General features: G+C 58.9%; 16 protein-coding genes. 1 reads left to right on the top strand and 15 read right to left on the bottom strand.

The features are described from left to right. Positions 1-4 precede the first annotated feature (4 nt). Genes EV686_RS07450 through EV686_RS07430 form a run of 5 tightly spaced genes read right to left on the bottom strand, consistent with a single transcriptional unit; the run spans position 5 to position 4,925 of the window. Entirely contained in the window at positions 5-2,596 is a 2,592-nt protein-coding gene (locus EV686_RS07450) for a phage tail tape measure protein (RefSeq protein WP_132475108.1), read from the bottom strand. Positions 2,597-2,620: 24 nt separating this feature from the next. Further along, complete coding sequence (locus tag EV686_RS07445) at positions 2,621-2,737, bottom strand: GpE family phage tail protein (RefSeq protein ID WP_207901723.1); 117 nt, start codon at positions 2,735-2,737, stop codon at positions 2,621-2,623. Further along, on the bottom strand, positions 2,737-3,111 hold the full coding sequence (locus tag EV686_RS07440; protein WP_243650789.1) for a phage tail assembly protein: 375 nt from the start codon (positions 3,109-3,111) through the stop codon (positions 2,737-2,739). The genes EV686_RS07445 and EV686_RS07440 overlap by 1 nt, the downstream gene beginning before the upstream one ends. A 60-nt stretch (positions 3,112-3,171) precedes the next feature. Further along, complete coding sequence (locus EV686_RS07435) at positions 3,172-3,681, bottom strand: phage major tail tube protein (protein ID WP_132475104.1); 510 nt, start codon at positions 3,679-3,681, stop codon at positions 3,172-3,174. A gap of 59 nt (positions 3,682-3,740) precedes the next feature. Further along, on the bottom strand, positions 3,741-4,925 hold the full coding sequence (locus EV686_RS07430) for a phage tail sheath protein (RefSeq protein WP_132475103.1): 1,185 nt from the start codon (positions 4,923-4,925) through the stop codon (positions 3,741-3,743). A gap of 225 nt (positions 4,926-5,150) precedes the next feature. Here EV686_RS07430 and EV686_RS07425 point away from each other — a divergent pair, with 225 nt between their 5' ends. After that, positions 5,151-6,161 carry a site-specific integrase gene (locus EV686_RS07425; protein ID WP_132475101.1) on the top strand — a complete coding sequence of 337 codons (1,011 nt, stop codon included), beginning with the start codon at positions 5,151-5,153 and terminating at the stop codon, positions 6,159-6,161. A gap of 19 nt (positions 6,162-6,180) precedes the next feature. On the opposite strand, the gene EV686_RS07420 is transcribed toward EV686_RS07425, so the two are convergent. The 10 genes from EV686_RS07420 to lysC form a co-directional block, all read right to left on the bottom strand. Next, the gene (locus EV686_RS07420) at positions 6,181-6,945 is read right to left on the bottom strand and encodes a DNA adenine methylase (RefSeq protein WP_132475100.1); all 765 of its coding nucleotides are present in this window, start codon (positions 6,943-6,945) and stop codon (positions 6,181-6,183) included. A gap of 140 nt (positions 6,946-7,085) precedes the next feature. Beyond that, the gene (locus tag EV686_RS07415; protein ID WP_132475098.1) at positions 7,086-7,892 is read right to left on the bottom strand and encodes a DUF4376 domain-containing protein; all 807 of its coding nucleotides are present in this window, start codon (positions 7,890-7,892) and stop codon (positions 7,086-7,088) included. Between the two features lie 2,257 nt (positions 7,893-10,149). Beyond that, entirely contained in the window at positions 10,150-11,337 is a 1,188-nt protein-coding gene (locus EV686_RS07410) for a phage tail protein (RefSeq protein WP_132475097.1), read from the bottom strand. Then, positions 11,334-11,960: a phage tail protein I gene (locus EV686_RS07405; protein ID WP_132475095.1), complete on the bottom strand. Its 627-nt coding sequence runs from the start codon at positions 11,958-11,960 to the stop codon at positions 11,334-11,336. The genes EV686_RS07410 and EV686_RS07405 overlap by 4 nt, the downstream gene beginning before the upstream one ends. Positions 11,961-11,962: 2 nt before the next feature. Next, positions 11,963-12,889 (bottom strand): baseplate J/gp47 family protein, encoded by a 927-nt coding sequence (locus tag EV686_RS07400; protein WP_132475093.1) that lies wholly within the window; start codon positions 12,887-12,889, stop codon positions 11,963-11,965. After that, on the bottom strand, positions 12,886-13,251 hold the full coding sequence (locus EV686_RS07395) for a GPW/gp25 family protein (protein WP_132475092.1): 366 nt from the start codon (positions 13,249-13,251) through the stop codon (positions 12,886-12,888). Before EV686_RS07395 ends, EV686_RS07400 begins: the two co-directional genes overlap by 4 nt. Further along, on the bottom strand, positions 13,248-13,889 hold the full coding sequence (locus EV686_RS07390; protein ID WP_132475090.1) for a phage baseplate assembly protein V: 642 nt from the start codon (positions 13,887-13,889) through the stop codon (positions 13,248-13,250). The genes EV686_RS07395 and EV686_RS07390 overlap by 4 nt, the downstream gene beginning before the upstream one ends. Positions 13,890-13,957: 68 nt before the next feature. Beyond that, positions 13,958-14,422, bottom strand: a complete 465-nt coding sequence (locus EV686_RS07385; protein ID WP_132475089.1) for a phage virion morphogenesis protein — start codon at positions 14,420-14,422, stop codon at positions 13,958-13,960. Further along, entirely contained in the window at positions 14,422-14,922 is a 501-nt protein-coding gene (locus tag EV686_RS07380; RefSeq protein ID WP_132475087.1) for a phage tail protein, read from the bottom strand. The genes EV686_RS07385 and EV686_RS07380 overlap by 1 nt, the downstream gene beginning before the upstream one ends. Then, a complete protein-coding gene (gene lysC / locus EV686_RS19105) occupies positions 14,897-15,136 on the bottom strand; it encodes an Rz1-like lysis system protein LysC (RefSeq protein WP_424451363.1) in 240 nt (79 codons plus the stop codon). The genes EV686_RS07380 and lysC overlap by 26 nt, the downstream gene beginning before the upstream one ends. Between the last annotated feature and the right edge of the window lie 115 nt (positions 15,137-15,251).

Here is a 15,251-nt window from a genome sequence, read left to right as displayed (position 1 = left end):
TCACCTAATTTCCGTAGTCGGCCAGCGCGGAACGAGCCCGGGCCAGTTTCTCGCGTTCGCGCCGATCGAGCTCGGCAGCCACAGCTCGGCCGATATCTTGAGCGTTCATGCCGGGTGCAGCGTGGATATGGATCTCTACCCGATCGCCTTCTACCGTAATATTGGCTGGCGCGTTCGCGCCAAGCGCACGCCCGCCAGACACCTGAGACGTAATGCTGGGCCGAGTGTCGAAATTGATCGGCGGCAGGCTTTGGGCCAGCGCCGGCGACATGGCTCCAGCAGCCACTACGCCTGCGGCCAGTGCCGTAGCAGCACGTTCGGCCAGAGTCTGGCTCCGAGATATGCCTTGCGCCGCTCCCTCGGATATGTTCTCGCCGAATCCGACAAAGACACGGCTTGGAGAGTTGATGCCCAACTTCTCTTTGAACCATCCCATCACGTCGGAGCCGAGGCCCGTTACCGTATCTTTGACCGCGCTTCCCATATTCCGAATGCCAGCGATCAAGCCCGATACCAGCATGGAGCCGAATTCGGTGAACTTGCCCGGCAGCTCGACGCCCAAGTAGTTCATGGCGGCGGCGAAGGCCTGATAGAACAGGCCAACGGGAGACCAGTTCAAGATCAGCGCGGCCACGCTCGCCACGCCGCCGGCGAACGCGGTCTTAACTTCCACCCATAAGTCACTGAAGAAGGCCTTGATCGGCTCCCAGTAGCGGTAGATCAGGTAGGCGGCTGTCGCAATGGCGGCGACAGCAAGCCCTATAGGATTCATCATCAGCGCGCGACCGATGAACAACAGGCCTTTACCTACTAAGGGAAGTGCCGTCCGTCCGAGAGCCGTAAAGATACGCGCCAGCCCGCCACCGCGAATGCTGAGAATCGCCATGCCATAGCGCAGCATGGCCAACGGCCCGATGATGCTGGCCAGGCCGATGGTGATGGCGCCGCCTGCGGCGATGACCAGAGCCATCACAGCGGCTACCTTGACCAGGGTGCTGGTGAGCTCCGGGTTGGCCACCATCCAGTCTTTGACGGCTCCCACGATGTCAGCCAGCATCACAACGGTCTCGCGCATTGGTCCGTTCTGCTGCTCCTGCAACTGAATGCCGAGATCTTCCCAGGCGCTGCTGAGCTCATCCAGATCGCCCACCAGGTTGTCGCCCATGATCTTGGCCGTCTTTGCCGCCTCGCCCTGAGTCTCCCGCAGGGTGCCGATGAAAGCTTGCAACTCGCCGGAGCCGGCCTGTTTGACCAGCACCTGCATGGCGCTGACGGCCTCCTCACCGGCCAATCCCTTGAGCAGGCCGGCACGCTCTGTGTCGCCCATCTTCTTCGTGCGCTCGTAGATTTCTTTGAGCAACTCTGGCATGGGCCGGAGGTTGCCGTCTGCGGTCGAGGCGGAAATGCCAAGCGTGTCCAGCGCATTTGCCGCAGCCTTTGGTGGAGCAGAAAGCCGATTCAATATCGATCGCAATGCCGTTCCGCCCATGCCACCCTGGATACCGGCATCGCCCAGCTTTCCGGCCATGGCCGCCACGGTTTCGATGTCCTGGCCCAGGCTAGAAGCAATGGGCGCGGCATACTTCATGGTTTCGCCCAACATGGCCAGATTGGTGTTGGAGCGCGTGAAAGCCCCCACCAGCACGTCGCCCACGCGGCCCATCTGGTCGGCGGGTATGCCGAAACCGGTCAGAATGTTCGAGGCTATGTCCGCTGTTTCCGCAAGCTCGTTCCCGCCGGCCTTGGCCATATCGAGGAGGCCGGGCATCGCCTCGAGAATGGCCTGAGGGCCGAAGCCGGCCATGGCGAGGAACCCTTGGCCCTGTGCGGCTTCAGTGGCACTGAACATGGTATCGGCACCGAGTTGCCGCGCCTGTTTGCGCAACGCGGCAAGTTCCGCACTGTCCTTCTCCAACCGTGTCAGGGACTGCACCTGGCTCATATCGGCGTCAAATTGTATTCCAGGCGCCATAAGCCGCGCGCCGGCGTACAAAACGCTGGAGCCGGCGGCAAAACCAGCGGCGCCGGAAACAGCCATGCTGCTGGCCAACTGCTGGCTCCTACCATACCGTTCTCGCGCCTCAGTCAGTCGACGCTGCTGCTGGGCCACCTGTGCAAGCTTTGCGCGCTGCTGCTCGAGTTGCTCATTGGTTCGGCCGATGTTGCTTCGCAGCTCCCGTTCGCCGCTGCCAAGGTTGCGCGTGGATACTCCGGCGGCGTTGAGGCGATCGCGTAGCCCCTGCAGCTTTTGAGACTGCTGCTGGTGCTCGTTCTTGAGTTTCTGCGCAGCGCGCACCGCTTGATTGAACTCGCGGCGCATGGCCGCCGTAGGCTCGTCAGTGCTTTTGATGGCGCGGGCCAATTCCGCCACACGCCCCTGGGCAGCCTGTAGACCGGTGGAAGTCTGGGTCAGACCGCGGGAGAGCTCGCGGAACTTGCCTACGTCGCGTTGCGTGGCCTCCAGCCCCTTGAGTCGGTCTCGTAAATCCTTTACGGACGTGGCAGTCTTGCTGCCGGCCCCGCGCATGCGGTTCAACGGTCCGGACAGCTTGTCCTGCAAGGCGGCAATGACTTTCAGTTGTAGGGTCTTGTCCATGCTTTCCTCTCGACCCTGCACCCGTTATGAGTCGGGTTCTACGCGTACTCGGGCGCGTTCCCGCCAGTCCATCAGTTCGGCCAGCGGCATATCCGCCATGTCGCTGGGTGTCCAGTGAAAGACAATGGCCAGATCGGCCATCACGTCGTCGACGTTTCTTGGAAGCCCTGCTTGTCCTGCTTCTTGAGCAAAAAACCCACTACCTCGATGCCAATGGAAGTCAGGTCGGCCGGATCCAGGCTGCGGGCGATCTCGGCTTCGGTCAGGGCAGGATCGGTAATGCGAGGCAGTAGCTTTTGAAGCGCCGATACGTTCATCATGCTGATGTCGACGAGATTCAAGCCCCGCATCGCGCCGGGGTTGGGTTTGCGGATCGTGATGGATTGGATCGTCTGGCTGCCGCGCTTCAGCGGCACGTCGAGCGGTACCGACACGAAATCGGTCTTTTGTACCTGGCCTTCTGTCGTCATTGCGACGTCCTGAACATCGCCCGGATTCTGTTCTTGCTTAGTCATGGTTTCCTCAATGAGAAGTCGGGTGTTTCAAGCGGCGTGGTCGCCGCCGCGCTGTGTTGCTTAAAGGCCGAGCGCCAGCCGGAACGGATCCATCAGATCCTTGCCGCCGATGCGTTTGACCATGTTCGGAATATCGATCTCCACGAGCTCTTCGCCGTTCATCGTCAGCTTGTAGTAGCTCAGTGAAGACGTGATCTTCTTGGCCGTATCGTCGCCGGCCTTAGCCGTGCCAAAGTCGATATCCGAATGCCGGCCTCGCATGATGATCTCCACGGCCTGAACGTCTTCAAGGTCATCGCTTTGCAGGGCACCGGCAAAACGCAGCAGCACGCCGTTGTGACGCAATGAGCCGAACTGGGTGAGTACTTGCTTGACGTACCCGCCCACCGTCCATTCCATTGACAGCTTCTCCATGCCGAGGTCGATATCGATCGGAGCGTCCATACCGCCGGCGCGCCACTCCTCCATCTTTGCTGTGAGCTTTGGGGGAGTGATCTCGGCGACTTTGCCGATGTAGTTCTGGCCGTCGTTGAATAGGTTGAAGTTCTTGAGTTTCAGCGGCAAAGACATGGCTTTCTCCTGTACGTTTCATGGCAGCCCGACGACGCCGGTCGAGCCTTTGCCTTTCTTTAGACGGCCTGGACGATTCGGTTGGCGAAATCCACCAAGTAGCGGTTTGTGATCCGCTGACGGAAGTTCAGGTTTTCCAGCGGCGGCACCGGCGTGTAGTCGAAGTCGATGTAGGCCTTGCCCGAAAACAGCACCTCCGGCGTGTTCGGCTCCGGATCGAACCACGCTTGACCATCAATCACGTAGCCCAGCGTCTTCCATTCGCGGAACTTGCTGTTGACGCCCTCCAGGATGTCCTTGATCAACGACGGATTCATGGGGCCGTCTACCGCCCAGAAATGGTTGATGGCCATCGTGTCCGCGATGACCTGGGCCGTGCGCGTGTAATTCTCGAACGGATATAGGCTCGTCGGGCCGGCGCAGGTACGGCTACCCCAGAAACGGAAGCCTGTTTCATTGATCAGCGTGGTGATGTCCTTCTCGTTCAGGTATCCGGCATCGGTGGCAGGGTCTTGCAGATCCCAGTACACGTCTTTGGAAATACCTGTGACACCGTTCACAACGTAGTTCGACAGCGTTTTATGCCATCCGATTTCCTCGTCGATCTTAGCGCGTACACCCAGCGCGGCCGCGCTGGCGGCGATGGCCTGCTCGGTCGCCGTGGCCGTGTTGAAGCGCATGAACTCCGGCCAGATCACCATGAGCTCACGTTGGCCGAACGTTTCACGGAATGCAGCGCATTCCTCTTTGGTTTGGCTCTCCATGTCGGACGCGTAGGCGAAGCCCCGAAGCTTCTGGGCAATGGAGCCGAGCTCAGCGGTCACCGCGGCATTCTCCAGGCCTGGGGCGCCCAGAATGCGAGGCTTCACGCGTGGACCGCCGCTTTGCGCCGCCAACAAGGCTTGCAAGCCGGTGTACTGGCCCTGCGCGGTGACAGTACCGACAACGTTGGCGGTGGTCTCTGCGTCGTCGTCACCCTGTTCGACACGGACCACGACGGTCAGCGGCGACGTCTGGGCGGAAATGATGTCCAGCGTGCGGGCCAGTGTGCCGGTATCACCAGCCTTGCCCAGTGCTGACTTGACGTTGGTAAGCAGAACGGGGCGGTTCAACGGGAATTGCTCAGCGTCAGCATCTTCACCGGTTGCAACAAATCCGATGATGCCAGTGCTGATCGTTCGGATGGGGCGAGATCCGCCGTCAATTTCGTTGACGCGTACGCCGTGGTGGTAATCGGTAGCCATGTTCAACCTCAGTCAAGACTATGGGGGAATCAATAGTCGTAATGCTGAGGCTGGGGGCCGATTCTTTCATCTGCCCGTGCTTTGCTATGTGGCTTTGCCAAGCCAGCCAAACACTATAGCCCGCCCGGCGTCTCGGCACTGAGTGAAGAAAACTGCGGTTCTCGATGCTGACATGCTTTTTGTATCGCGAAAGCACGACCGATATTCGTTGATTTGTTTTTTTCTATGAAAACTATTTCACGAAAGAGCCCGCGCCGCAAGACTACCCCAACTTTGGATCAAGCGCTAGATCGATATCTACTTGAGGTGTCCCCAACAAAACGCAGTGGGAGTGCCGAGCCTTCTTTGGCTCGTGCCTGGCGCAAGACGCCGCTGGCGCAGCGCCCCATTGGCAGCATTCTAAGTACCGATCTGATCAGAACCCGAGACGAATGGCTGGCGAAGTATAAGCCGGCCACCGTGGTTCGGCGTTTTGCGCTTATCTCCCACCTCTATACCGTGGCCAGGAAGGACTGGTCTATGCCGATGCTGGCCAATCCGGTGGAACTGGTACGCCGGCCAGCAGTGCAGGACGGCCGTACGCGCCGCATATACAAGCGCATCATGTTGCGGGGCGTATCCCTGCAGGAATGCCCACGCAATGAGCTCCAGTGGATTATCCGAGCGACTCGTAGCCGCGAGCTTCCCATCATCGTCATGCTGGCGATCGAGACAGGAATGCGCCGGTCAGAGATCGCAGGAGTGCGACGGGAAAATATCGACCTGGTGCATGGGACGATTTTCCTGTCAATGACGAAGAATGGCGGATCCCGGATCGTGCCGCTGACTCCGTTTGCAAAGCACGTCATGCGCCAGTACCTGGCAAACAAGCCGGCCAGGGGTTGCATTTTCAGCATCACTCCGGAGGCCATTACCAGGTCGTTCATTCGGGCCAGGAAAAAGGCACGTAGGCAGTATGAGGATCTGTGCCGGAAATACAATCGGACGCCGCGGGACGAGTACTTTGTCGACCTGCGTTTCCACGATCTACGCCACGAGTCCACGTCGATCCTGGCCACCATCTTCGAAATGCACGAGCTGGCGAAGGTGGGCGGCTGGAAAGATACCCGGATGCTGCTTCGTTATTACCACCCAGATGGTAGGGAGCTGGCAAAGAAGCTGGCGCGCAGCACCCTGGGCAAGCGGCAGCTCGAGAAGATCCGACAGACTCCGGAGCTGGAGGTAACCTATGCTTAGGATGCTCGCGACATACCTTCTATTTCCAGTTCTGGATTATCAGCTCACTGGCCTGGCTGCCGGCGCCACCACCTACCGTGTATCGGATCGGCGCGGTACGGACGTTGAAGCCTTTGAACAGCTTCCGGATGTCTGGATGGTTGTTCAGCGTCACGATGGACTTTCCTTTCATGGATGCGATGGCCGTGGCCAGTTGCTCGTATTCTTCCCATGGAAAGCTTTCTCCGTAGCCAGCGGTCTGCCAGTACGGAGGGTCCATGAAGAAAAACGTATGCGCCCGGTCGTATCGCTTGACGACCTCCTGCCACGGCAAGTGCTCAATGAACACCTGGGCGAGACGAAGATGGGCCGCAGACAGCGCTTCTTCGATGCGCAGCAGGTTCAGGCCGGGCTTACTGGTGGTGGCCGTGCCAAAGGACTGATCGGCCACCTTGGCACCAAAGGCCATATGCTGCATGTAGAAGAAGCGCGCAGCGCGTTGAATGTCCGTGAGCGTGTCCAATGGCGTTATTTTCAGCCACTTGAACATCTCCCGGCTGATCAGCGCCCACTTGAACTGGCGTACTAGCTCTTCGAGGTGGTGCTGAACGACGCGATAGAGGTTCACGAGATCGCTGTTCATGTCGTTCAGCACTTCCACCTTGGCCGGCGAGGGCCGCAAGAAGAACATCGCGGCGCCGCCGGCGAAGGGCTCGACGTAGCAGTCATGCTCGGGGAACAAGGGAAGAAGCGTTTTTGCAAGCCGGCGCTTGCCGCCGATCCAGGGAATGATAGGGGAATGCATAGAGTAACATCCTGTTATTCATGTTAACCTTGCCCCGCCTGTCGACAGGTGGCGCGGCCTTGGCCAATTCATGCAGGTCACTCTGCTGATGCGGGTTGTGGCGGGTGTTGACGCACCCATCACAACGCCGCGTCTTTTATTTAAAACTGCTCGAGATCTGGATCAGACCAGGAAATATCTGCCAGCACGGCCTTGTTTTTCGCGTTGCGCGCCGCGTTCGCCAACACACTGTTTTGCGCCATGCACGCCAGTATCACGGCCTTGCCAGCGCGACCTACCGCCTGGATTTGTTCAGCCGTGTGCAGACGGAACGCCCACTCTCCACCTATTTCGCACCAGAATGGCGTCGCCCAGCCTTCGGGCAGGCCCGGCACAGTCGAGTCCAATACCGAAGCTGTGAGGTTCTGCTGGTCTTTATCCATGGCTGGATAATGATGTTCCTGGCCCAGGGCAGAGGATTCGAAGCCGGCGTATATGCGGGCCTGGCACGCGATCGATAGCTCCGTCACCTTGTCATTGATCAGCGCCTCGAGCTCTTCCTGATCGTCCAGCACCCACGCGCCATCGATATAGTGGTGAAAACGCGAGGGACGAGCCTCGAGCGTCAGCCAGGCAGGAAGCTCGCCAATGCCGTCGTACGAGACACTGTCCACATCGGAGCCAAGTTCGTACTTGTCACCGTTGTCGGTCCTGTAGAGCTCCGCCTGCCGGTAGTCCTGCACAACCTCCCATGATCCGGTTCCAGGGTGGCCAAAGCGGAGGTCCATCTTTTTCAGGTCGGTGATCCATTTGGGACATTCGTTCTCGCCAACCTCCGGCGCCAGCACAAGAATGCAATTGCCGGGAACCTGGTACTCACCATCGGGCTGCGCCTGCACAGTTTCGTTGTACACGAATAGCATCGTCTGCGGGTCGATGCGGGACACCAGAATAGGTTCGAAGGACATTGGCGCACTCTCAAATTGAATGAGTGCTCACTTTGCCCCACGCGCGCGCGAATGACTATCGGTGCAAGTTGTGTATAGAGCTTATCCGTCCGTTGCACTGCAAATGCAAGAGCGCTCGGCAGTTTTCAGGGGGATGCCACCAGGAGATTGAGTGGTGCGATCGTGGACATCTTGACTAATAATTCCTCTTCGAACTCCGGGGGCAGTGAGCTGTTCCCCTGGACCCTGGTCAACACTTTCTCTGTGGGCGGCAGTGGCGATAAACTTGCGGGGGTGAGGAGATACGAACTCAACAGTTCGAATACAGTGCCGACCGCGGCCGAAAATAGGCCCCAGAACGTTTCCTTCTTGCCGCGGATCCATGTCTGACGTGGCCTCGTCACTGCAAATGAAAGGCAGCTCGGATCAGTCCAGCAAGATGCCATGGAGAGAATCTATGGCCAGGTCGGTGGCGTACTGAGATCAAATGCGGCAACCTCGACGAACGGAGTGTTTTCCCCTCATAGCACATCTAATTATCCTCTCCAGTCAGGTGCTTCCGCCTTCGTCGCCATTGGGTTCACGATGGACACAGAAACGGTCGCAAGAACGTCTGTCGAAACGCGCAGCGCCAACACAGCTCTACACCCACGCCTGTACATCTGACTGCAAATGCAAGGGCACTGGGAACAAAACAGGACGGCAGTTTAGAAAGGCACGCTCATAACTATGAGATAGCTGCAGATGGAACATCCCCAGGGAGTCGTCTTTACGTGCGCGGGGGTGGGGTAGCTGTCGGCAGTTCATCGATTCATTCCTTCGGCGGTAGCGAAACCCGAGCGATCAACACAGCTTTCCATCCACGTCTGTGCCTGTAACTGCAAATGCAAGGCCCCTGGGGTCTAGGCAGTTGGATGCGCTGCAAAACATCACCGGTAGCGGCATGCGGATTCTCGCACCGACCTACGGAGGAGATCCAAACGGTGCATTTTTTAAGGGGCTGGGAAACCGCATTGATGGCGTAAACCCATCCGGGGTCACAATTATTTCAGACGTATCGTTTGATGCGTCCAGGGTAGCTCGCGCCTCGACTGAAACCCGAGGCGCCAATGCGGCATTGGCGCCTCGGCTATACGTGTAAGCGTGGATGTAGCGCGACGTTAGCGCCCCTCGTTTCGGTTGAGGTGCGAGCTACTGCGGCCGGCCTGAGCTTGGCCGCGTTGTAGCTGCTGATGCCGGCGGATATGGGGGTATTCATACCGGATGAATTTGCCACTATGGGCTGGAATGCTCCTGTTGCCCCGCCAAGCGGGGTTCCTGATGACGATGCGTGAAATGAAACGGTTCCCTCGAACTCCTGGAACGCATCCAACTGCCCAGACCCCAGCACTCTTGCATTTGCAGTGGTGTGTACATCTCGCTGCAAATGCGCGGACGCTAGGATCGGCGCAAGCGGATGCAATGCAGCGCCTTCAGGGACAAATACACGGGCGAGCTGGGGATGATCCTGGACAGAATACCCCTGGCAGCATATACGGGGGGAACGGGGTATTCAGATACTCAGCACGAGCCGCGACTCCTGCCGGGGTAATTCACAACATGCTGTCAGGAGAACATCCATTTCGAGCTATGGATGTCATTAGCATGGACACAGAGCTCGTAGCCCGATCATCCTCTGAGACCCGCGGTATCAACACAGCTTTCCATCCACGTCTGTGCCTGTAACTGCAAATGCAAGAGCCCTGGGGACGCGGCAATTAGATGCGCTGCAGCAGCTCGCCGGCACGATGAATAGTCGTCCCTCACAAACCACGGCCCACGCCGGTATAGCAGCGGGCGGGAGTGGGGTATTCAGAATTTCGGCCAATACCGAAGGATCTGAGAACATTAATGGGGTGTCAGTGGAAGTGCCAGCCCAGAAACGCGGAGACTCTTTTACATTCGATAGCGCCCGTGTCGCACGGTCATCATCTGAAACCCGGGGAGTCAACGTGGCGATGCATCCTAGGCTACACGTGTAGCATGGGGACTAATGCTACGTTTGCACCTCGTGTCTCGGCTGAGGTTCGTGCGACTCGCGATGCGTTGATCCCTAAGAATCTCGTCGAGCCGGTCTGCGTGCCAAGCATGTTTTCCAGCACTCCTCCCTGGCCCGCAACAAACGCACCAGTGGTTAGGGTACTGGCTGGAAAGCCAGTGGCGGAGCCTGCTGCAAATGTTCCCGTAATATTTTGGAGCGCATCCAGCTGCCCAGACCCCAGCACTCTTGCATTTGCAGTCAGATGCACAGTCGAGGGTGCAGATAGGTGTGTTTGGGGGCTGTTTCAGCAGATCCAACACCGTAAGTCACTGCAGCAGATATCCCTGCTAGGCCCGGATTGGAATTTCCAGACCATGCTTCAAATAGGTGATCTGGTAGCGCTGCTGATCCCGGCCCTGCCGTGCCACCGGAGGTGATCAGTCCATGAATGTGGTTTTTCAAACTGTCACCCTTTCGGCCTCCGAGCAATGTTGCATTTGCAGTGTCACGGTCAGTTCCGATGCTCCGCCAGAACATATCATCAAAATTCGGCACTTTTACGATGTTGCCGCCGAGCTCGGCGAAGAAGCCCTCGCCGTCTTCGTACTCTGCAGCCGGCACCATCAAATCGTTTTCGAGGATCCACGAATAGAGCCCGTGGTACTTCTTTAGGCTCTTGTCGAAGGTGCCGCCGCGCAGCGATATTGTCCACGAGCGGTTGGCTCTGTCGAGCGTGTGTGCGGGGATCCCGCACCACTTCGTCCGATAGCCAGTGAGAAATTCGTTATCCACCCACCACATTTCCCCCAAGCCCTTGACAAAGATGATGTCCCCGATATTTTGATCGGGTATGTCATCCCATACCGACACTGTCTCTATGGTGCCGGCATGCACGATACGGCCGCGCGAGTCAACTGTGAAAACTGGGTACTCGCTCGTGCTTCCGTACGTACCTTCCTCTACGCCTGACGGAGCAGTAACAAGATCGTCGACATACTTCCTGGTGGCAACGACGATAGCAGGGTCGATTTTGAGCTCCACTACGCTGGTGCTCGCGAGCAACAGGACAACGCGAATGATCTGGTTGCGGCCCGATCCCTCCAGCAGCACCGGCTTGTAGGTGGGTGGCACGCTTGCCACGGCGATCAAATCGCCAGCGACATCGCGAATACCGACCTCGCGGATCCACCAGCCGCCCACGTCCTCTGGAATGACCTGCTCTACGATGATCTGAGAGGGGTTGTCCGGGTCGATCATGACTGTGTTGATCCCGTGGGAACGTACTCGGTTCACCAGGCTCGTCTGGTTGCGGTCTGGAACAGGAACGACACCATTGCCGTCGCCTACCTCCAATGTCGCATACTCAACCTTGTTGCCGGTTACAGCTGCGTTGGCGTGCTTGGCTTCGCCGATGGCGGTCAGGGTGGTGAAATAGATTTGGCTCATAGCAAGGGCCTCACAGAAACGGTATCAATGATGTGTGTAGCGGCGCGATAGTGCGGCGCACTTGAAATTTCGATATCTTGGGGATCTGGCGGATAAACAGTGGTTGTATCGCCCAGCAGCGTTGTCGCACCTATGTAGCAGGTGCCTCGCGTCAGAAGCGTGATATTCAGCCCCAACATGTGACGTGAAAGGGGCTTCGTATCGGCGATCAGGCGCTCGAGCTCCAGATAGACCTCTTCGGTAATGCCCTCGTTATTGACGCCTATGTCGAGGCGAAAGGTTCCGCGCGGTCCCGGCGGGGTTTCTTGAAACCACTCAACCACCTTGAGCAGGTAGCCAAACGGCTCGACCACCCGGCGCAACGATGCGATCGTTCCCTTGCGCTTGTGCACATAGAACGATTCCTTGATGACCTGGCGCTTGGTCGCCTCCGGCCAGGCGTCCGACCAGCGGTCGACCGATACTTCCCATGCCAAATAAGGAAGGAAGTCCACCGGCGCATCGTCCACACGCGTGACTCGCACAATGACCGTCGCATCGATAAGCTCGATGTCCGCTCCGGCCTGGGCAATGTTGCGCTCCAGGGACGTGCTGCTGGCGGGTAGCAGGGTGATGGCGGCCATAGCTACTCTTCCGCCTCCTCGGCATCCCGGATATCGATGCCAGTGCAGTAAGCCGCCTGGCTCTCCAGCAGTTCAATGTCCTCGGCTGGCTCGATGATCTCGACGCGCTCGACCCCTTCGACGTGCATCAAGGAATCAAGTTTGGAAAGCCAGACAGACCATCCCTGCCGCTTGCGCCGGTGGGCGTGAGCAGCCGTCAGCTCCCGCGCGAGCTCGACCGCCTGCTTCCTGCCTGGCCCGGCAGATTTCATGTGCAGCTTGGCTTTGATCTGGTATGGGACGATGTCTGACGACAAAACCATGACGCGATCGCCCAGCGGCCTGATTTCTTCATCGTTCAGGGCCGCGGCCACGACATCGAGCAGTTCTTGGCTGGCCGTTCCGTCACCCTCGAAAGACAGCACGTAGACCTCTACGTCGCAGGGCGCTGGGCTTATGGCACGGGCATCGACCACCCTTCCATCGGCGGAACGGGTATGGAACTCGTAGGCGCCCCTGGGGCCGGCGACGGACAGACCTTCGTAGGCGTCCTGAATTCGCTCGAGATACGCATCATCATCTTCCATGATGAGCGGCAGCGGCGGCGACGCATTGGGGTCAGCCGCCTGCACAACCAAACGCTTGACATAGTACCGGGCGCCGAGGTGGTCCAGATCGGTCCCTTTGGCGAACGCGAGCAAGACACGCCGAACGCAGTCGTTCACACGCTGGCGTATGACCATTTCTCGGTACGAGTTTTCCTGCAGGAGCTTGGACATCGGCTCAGATTCGAGCGCCAGCGTCTCGTACACTTCGCCCTGCACTTCGGGCGGGAACAGGTCTACCAGGCGCTGTTTTCGACTGGCATAGATTTCTTCGAAGTCGACCACCTGCAGCGCGTCTGGCGCCGGCAGCAGGGATAGATCGATCGGGGACGTGACAATGCTCATGCTGCGGTTCCTTGGGCGTAGGGCACGCTCAGCGACACGGGGCGACGCCTACCATTCAGCGAGGCGGTTCCGGAGATCTCCAAAGTCGCTGCGCCTGGGCGGTCCGCGTCGATGGCAAGCTGAACGCTTGTTAAGCGCAGCCGCGGCTCATGCATCAGCAGCGCCGTCGCTGTGGCTGCATAAAGCTGGATGATGGTGTAGTCATTCAAGGGTTGGTCGATCAGTTCGGGCAGCAGGCTACCGAAGGTGCGCCGTTTGACCCGACTGCCTACCCGCGTCCATAGGATCTGGAGAATGGACTGACGAAGGTGGTCCATTTCTTCGATTGCGCGGCCGGTCCCGGTAGACATTCCGATGCTCATGCAGGACCGTCCGTATTTGATCCACCGCGCTGAACTCCGCCATGGAAGTGCAGGTGCACCACTACGCCGTTTGAGGAGAGGCTGCCCCCAACGTGCGTAATATCACCCTGGATGCTCGTGGTGCCGTTCTCGCCGTTCTGGCCCGCCATCCCGGCCAGGTAACTCAGTAAGCCCTCGATCGTGTGGCGGCCGGTCGAGGTCGTTTGAGGCGCGTCCAGATTGATGTCTCCGCCGGCGCGCAGCGTAATGCTCTCGGAAGCCTCGACCAGCATGGTGGTGATTCCAGTCACGCTGAGGGCCCCAGTCTCGTGGTTGTACTTCGCCATCGCCCCGTCCGGGTACTCGCGCACGGTTTCGTCAGGTGAGTGGCTGGGCAAGGGATTGGCGTCTGAGCCGATGGAGCGCAGGATAAACGCTCCAGCCGGATCGCCACCAGGCGACAACAGAATGACTTGCTCGCCAACGGTCGGCGGATCCCAGGTCTTGCTGCGACCGGCACGGACTTCGCACCACGGCCGCCAATCGGTCTCAAGCTTGCCGCTTCTGACGCGTGCACGCTCCGCCTCGTGGTCGATCTCCATGATCGTGCCTACGCGGATCAGATTCTGAATGAGGCGGGCCAGTTCTTCGTTGCTCATGTCCGCAATGATGGTCAATTGCCATCGCGCGCGCGCGGGTGCGGGTTTGTATCTGGTGCTTTTACAAGCTAGTCCTGGTCGGCAAGGTGCCTGATGTAGGCGTCGATGATCAGGTTCAGTTCGACGTCGGTCAAGCCCAGCAGCTCGCGTTTGGGCGTGATGAACTTCTGCCCGGACTGGGCGGTTCGGTTCTCACCATACTGGTGGACGAATGCAATCATGCCGGCGCGGCCGCGAAATCCTACGCTCATGCCATTGGCGTCGGCGTCCACCTTGAAGAACTTCTGGGTGCGCAGTTTCGCGAACATAGATCGACGCTTGATGGTGCCCCGTTTGCTGCGCAGATTCTTGTTCTGGTTTTTTCGAGGCAGGTAACGGCTTCCGTCAGGGTTTCGCTGCTGGGCAATGCGCGAGGCCTGGGAGCGGCGCAGCTCGAACGCCACGCGCCGGTTGACGGCACGACGCTGGGCGGGTTCAAGCTTGGCCAGCAGGCCCGCCAGCCAGTCTTCCAGGGCGTGCAAATCGCCGTCCATCAGAACTGCGGGTTCCAGGCTGGCGCGGTGAAGACTCCCAGGACCTCGCCCGTTTTCTTGTTGACGAGCTCGATGCTGATGTCCTGCTCCGGGAAGTCTGGCAGCGCAGGCTCGCCCACATGGGTGGCCGTCAGTTTTCCATCCTGCTGCGCGACAATGACCCGCTCGGTCAGATCCACTTGCATCGACAGGTCGATCAAGTCTTGATTGATGACCTCGGCGTCGAAGCGGATGAGATTGTTCGACAGTTCCACGTTCTCGAACAACTCGGGCTGCTGGGTGCGCAGGTACGCCAGCATGGGCAGGATGATTTGGTCGGCGTGGTTCGGAAAATCTTGAACGATGATGGTCAGTGTGTACCGGTACTCGTACGACAGGCTGGCCGCGCCGCGCGCCACGATACGGCCGGAGTCCAGGAACACCTGCAGCTTGTCTGGGTCGCGCTTTAGGTAGGGGTTCGCACGCGTGATGATGTCACGAACTGCGGTCGGCTTGAGCATCGGGTTTCGCCTTTTGCTGGCAGGAATAGATCATGTCGACTTGGGCCGCGCACCTGGCCCAGTCGGCTTCAGTTTGTTCCAGGGTCAGGTTCAGGTCGCCGTTCGTGCGGGGGCTCGCCGCCTGCAGCACGCAGGGCACTACCGGCGGGCACTGATTGACCATAAGCTCGGGCACCTGTGGCGGCTGGCCGCTGGCGCATCCGAACAATGTCATCAGGCAACTGCTGATCAGCCCACTGGCGTATTTCCGCAACGTCATTTTGTAGCCTCCGGATTTCTTGCTGTCGTGTCGATAAGCGGCTGTTGACTTCGACCTGAACCCCCAGCAT

This window comes from Paracandidimonas soli (assembly GCF_004342005.1).
Taxonomy (GTDB): domain Bacteria; phylum Pseudomonadota; class Gammaproteobacteria; order Burkholderiales; family Burkholderiaceae_B; genus Paracandidimonas; species Paracandidimonas soli.
The sequence above is the reverse complement of the archived record's forward strand: the minus strand, read 5'-3'. Positions and strand labels throughout refer to the sequence as shown.

Coding starts and splice junctions, on each gene's coding strand:
- lysC (WP_424451363.1), bottom strand. CDS start 15,136: ATGACATTGTTCGGATGCGCCAGCGGCCAGCCGCCACAGGTGCCCGAG.
- EV686_RS07425 (WP_132475101.1), top strand. CDS start 5,151: ATGAAAACTATTTCACGAAAGAGCCCGCGCCGCAAGACTACCCCAACT.
- EV686_RS07450 (WP_132475108.1), bottom strand. CDS start 2,596: ATGGACAAGACCCTACAACTGAAAGTCATTGCCGCCTTGCAGGACAAG.
- EV686_RS07380 (WP_132475087.1), bottom strand. CDS start 14,922: ATGCTCAAGCCGACCGCAGTTCGTGACATCATCACGCGTGCGAACCCC.
- EV686_RS07410 (WP_132475097.1), bottom strand. CDS start 11,337: ATGAGCCAAATCTATTTCACCACCCTGACCGCCATCGGCGAAGCCAAG.
- EV686_RS07420 (WP_132475100.1), bottom strand. CDS start 6,945: ATGCATTCCCCTATCATTCCCTGGATCGGCGGCAAGCGCCGGCTTGCA.
- EV686_RS07405 (WP_132475095.1), bottom strand. CDS start 11,960: ATGGCCGCCATCACCCTGCTACCCGCCAGCAGCACGTCCCTGGAGCGC.
- EV686_RS07385 (WP_132475089.1), bottom strand. CDS start 14,422: ATGGACGGCGATTTGCACGCCCTGGAAGACTGGCTGGCGGGCCTGCTG.
- EV686_RS07445 (WP_207901723.1), bottom strand. CDS start 2,737: ATGGCCGATCTGGCCATTGTCTTTCACTGGACACCCAGCGACATGGCG.
- EV686_RS07440 (WP_243650789.1), bottom strand. CDS start 3,111: ATGACTAAGCAAGAACAGAATCCGGGCGATGTTCAGGACGTCGCAATG.
- EV686_RS07395 (WP_132475092.1), bottom strand. CDS start 13,251: ATGAGCATCGGAATGTCTACCGGGACCGGCCGCGCAATCGAAGAAATG.
- EV686_RS07400 (WP_132475093.1), bottom strand. CDS start 12,889: ATGAGCATTGTCACGTCCCCGATCGATCTATCCCTGCTGCCGGCGCCA.
- EV686_RS07435 (WP_132475104.1), bottom strand. CDS start 3,681: ATGTCTTTGCCGCTGAAACTCAAGAACTTCAACCTATTCAACGACGGC.
- EV686_RS07430 (WP_132475103.1), bottom strand. CDS start 4,925: ATGGCTACCGATTACCACCACGGCGTACGCGTCAACGAAATTGACGGC.
- EV686_RS07390 (WP_132475090.1), bottom strand. CDS start 13,889: ATGAGCAACGAAGAACTGGCCCGCCTCATTCAGAATCTGATCCGCGTA.
- EV686_RS07415 (WP_132475098.1), bottom strand. CDS start 7,892: ATGTCCTTCGAACCTATTCTGGTGTCCCGCATCGACCCGCAGACGATG.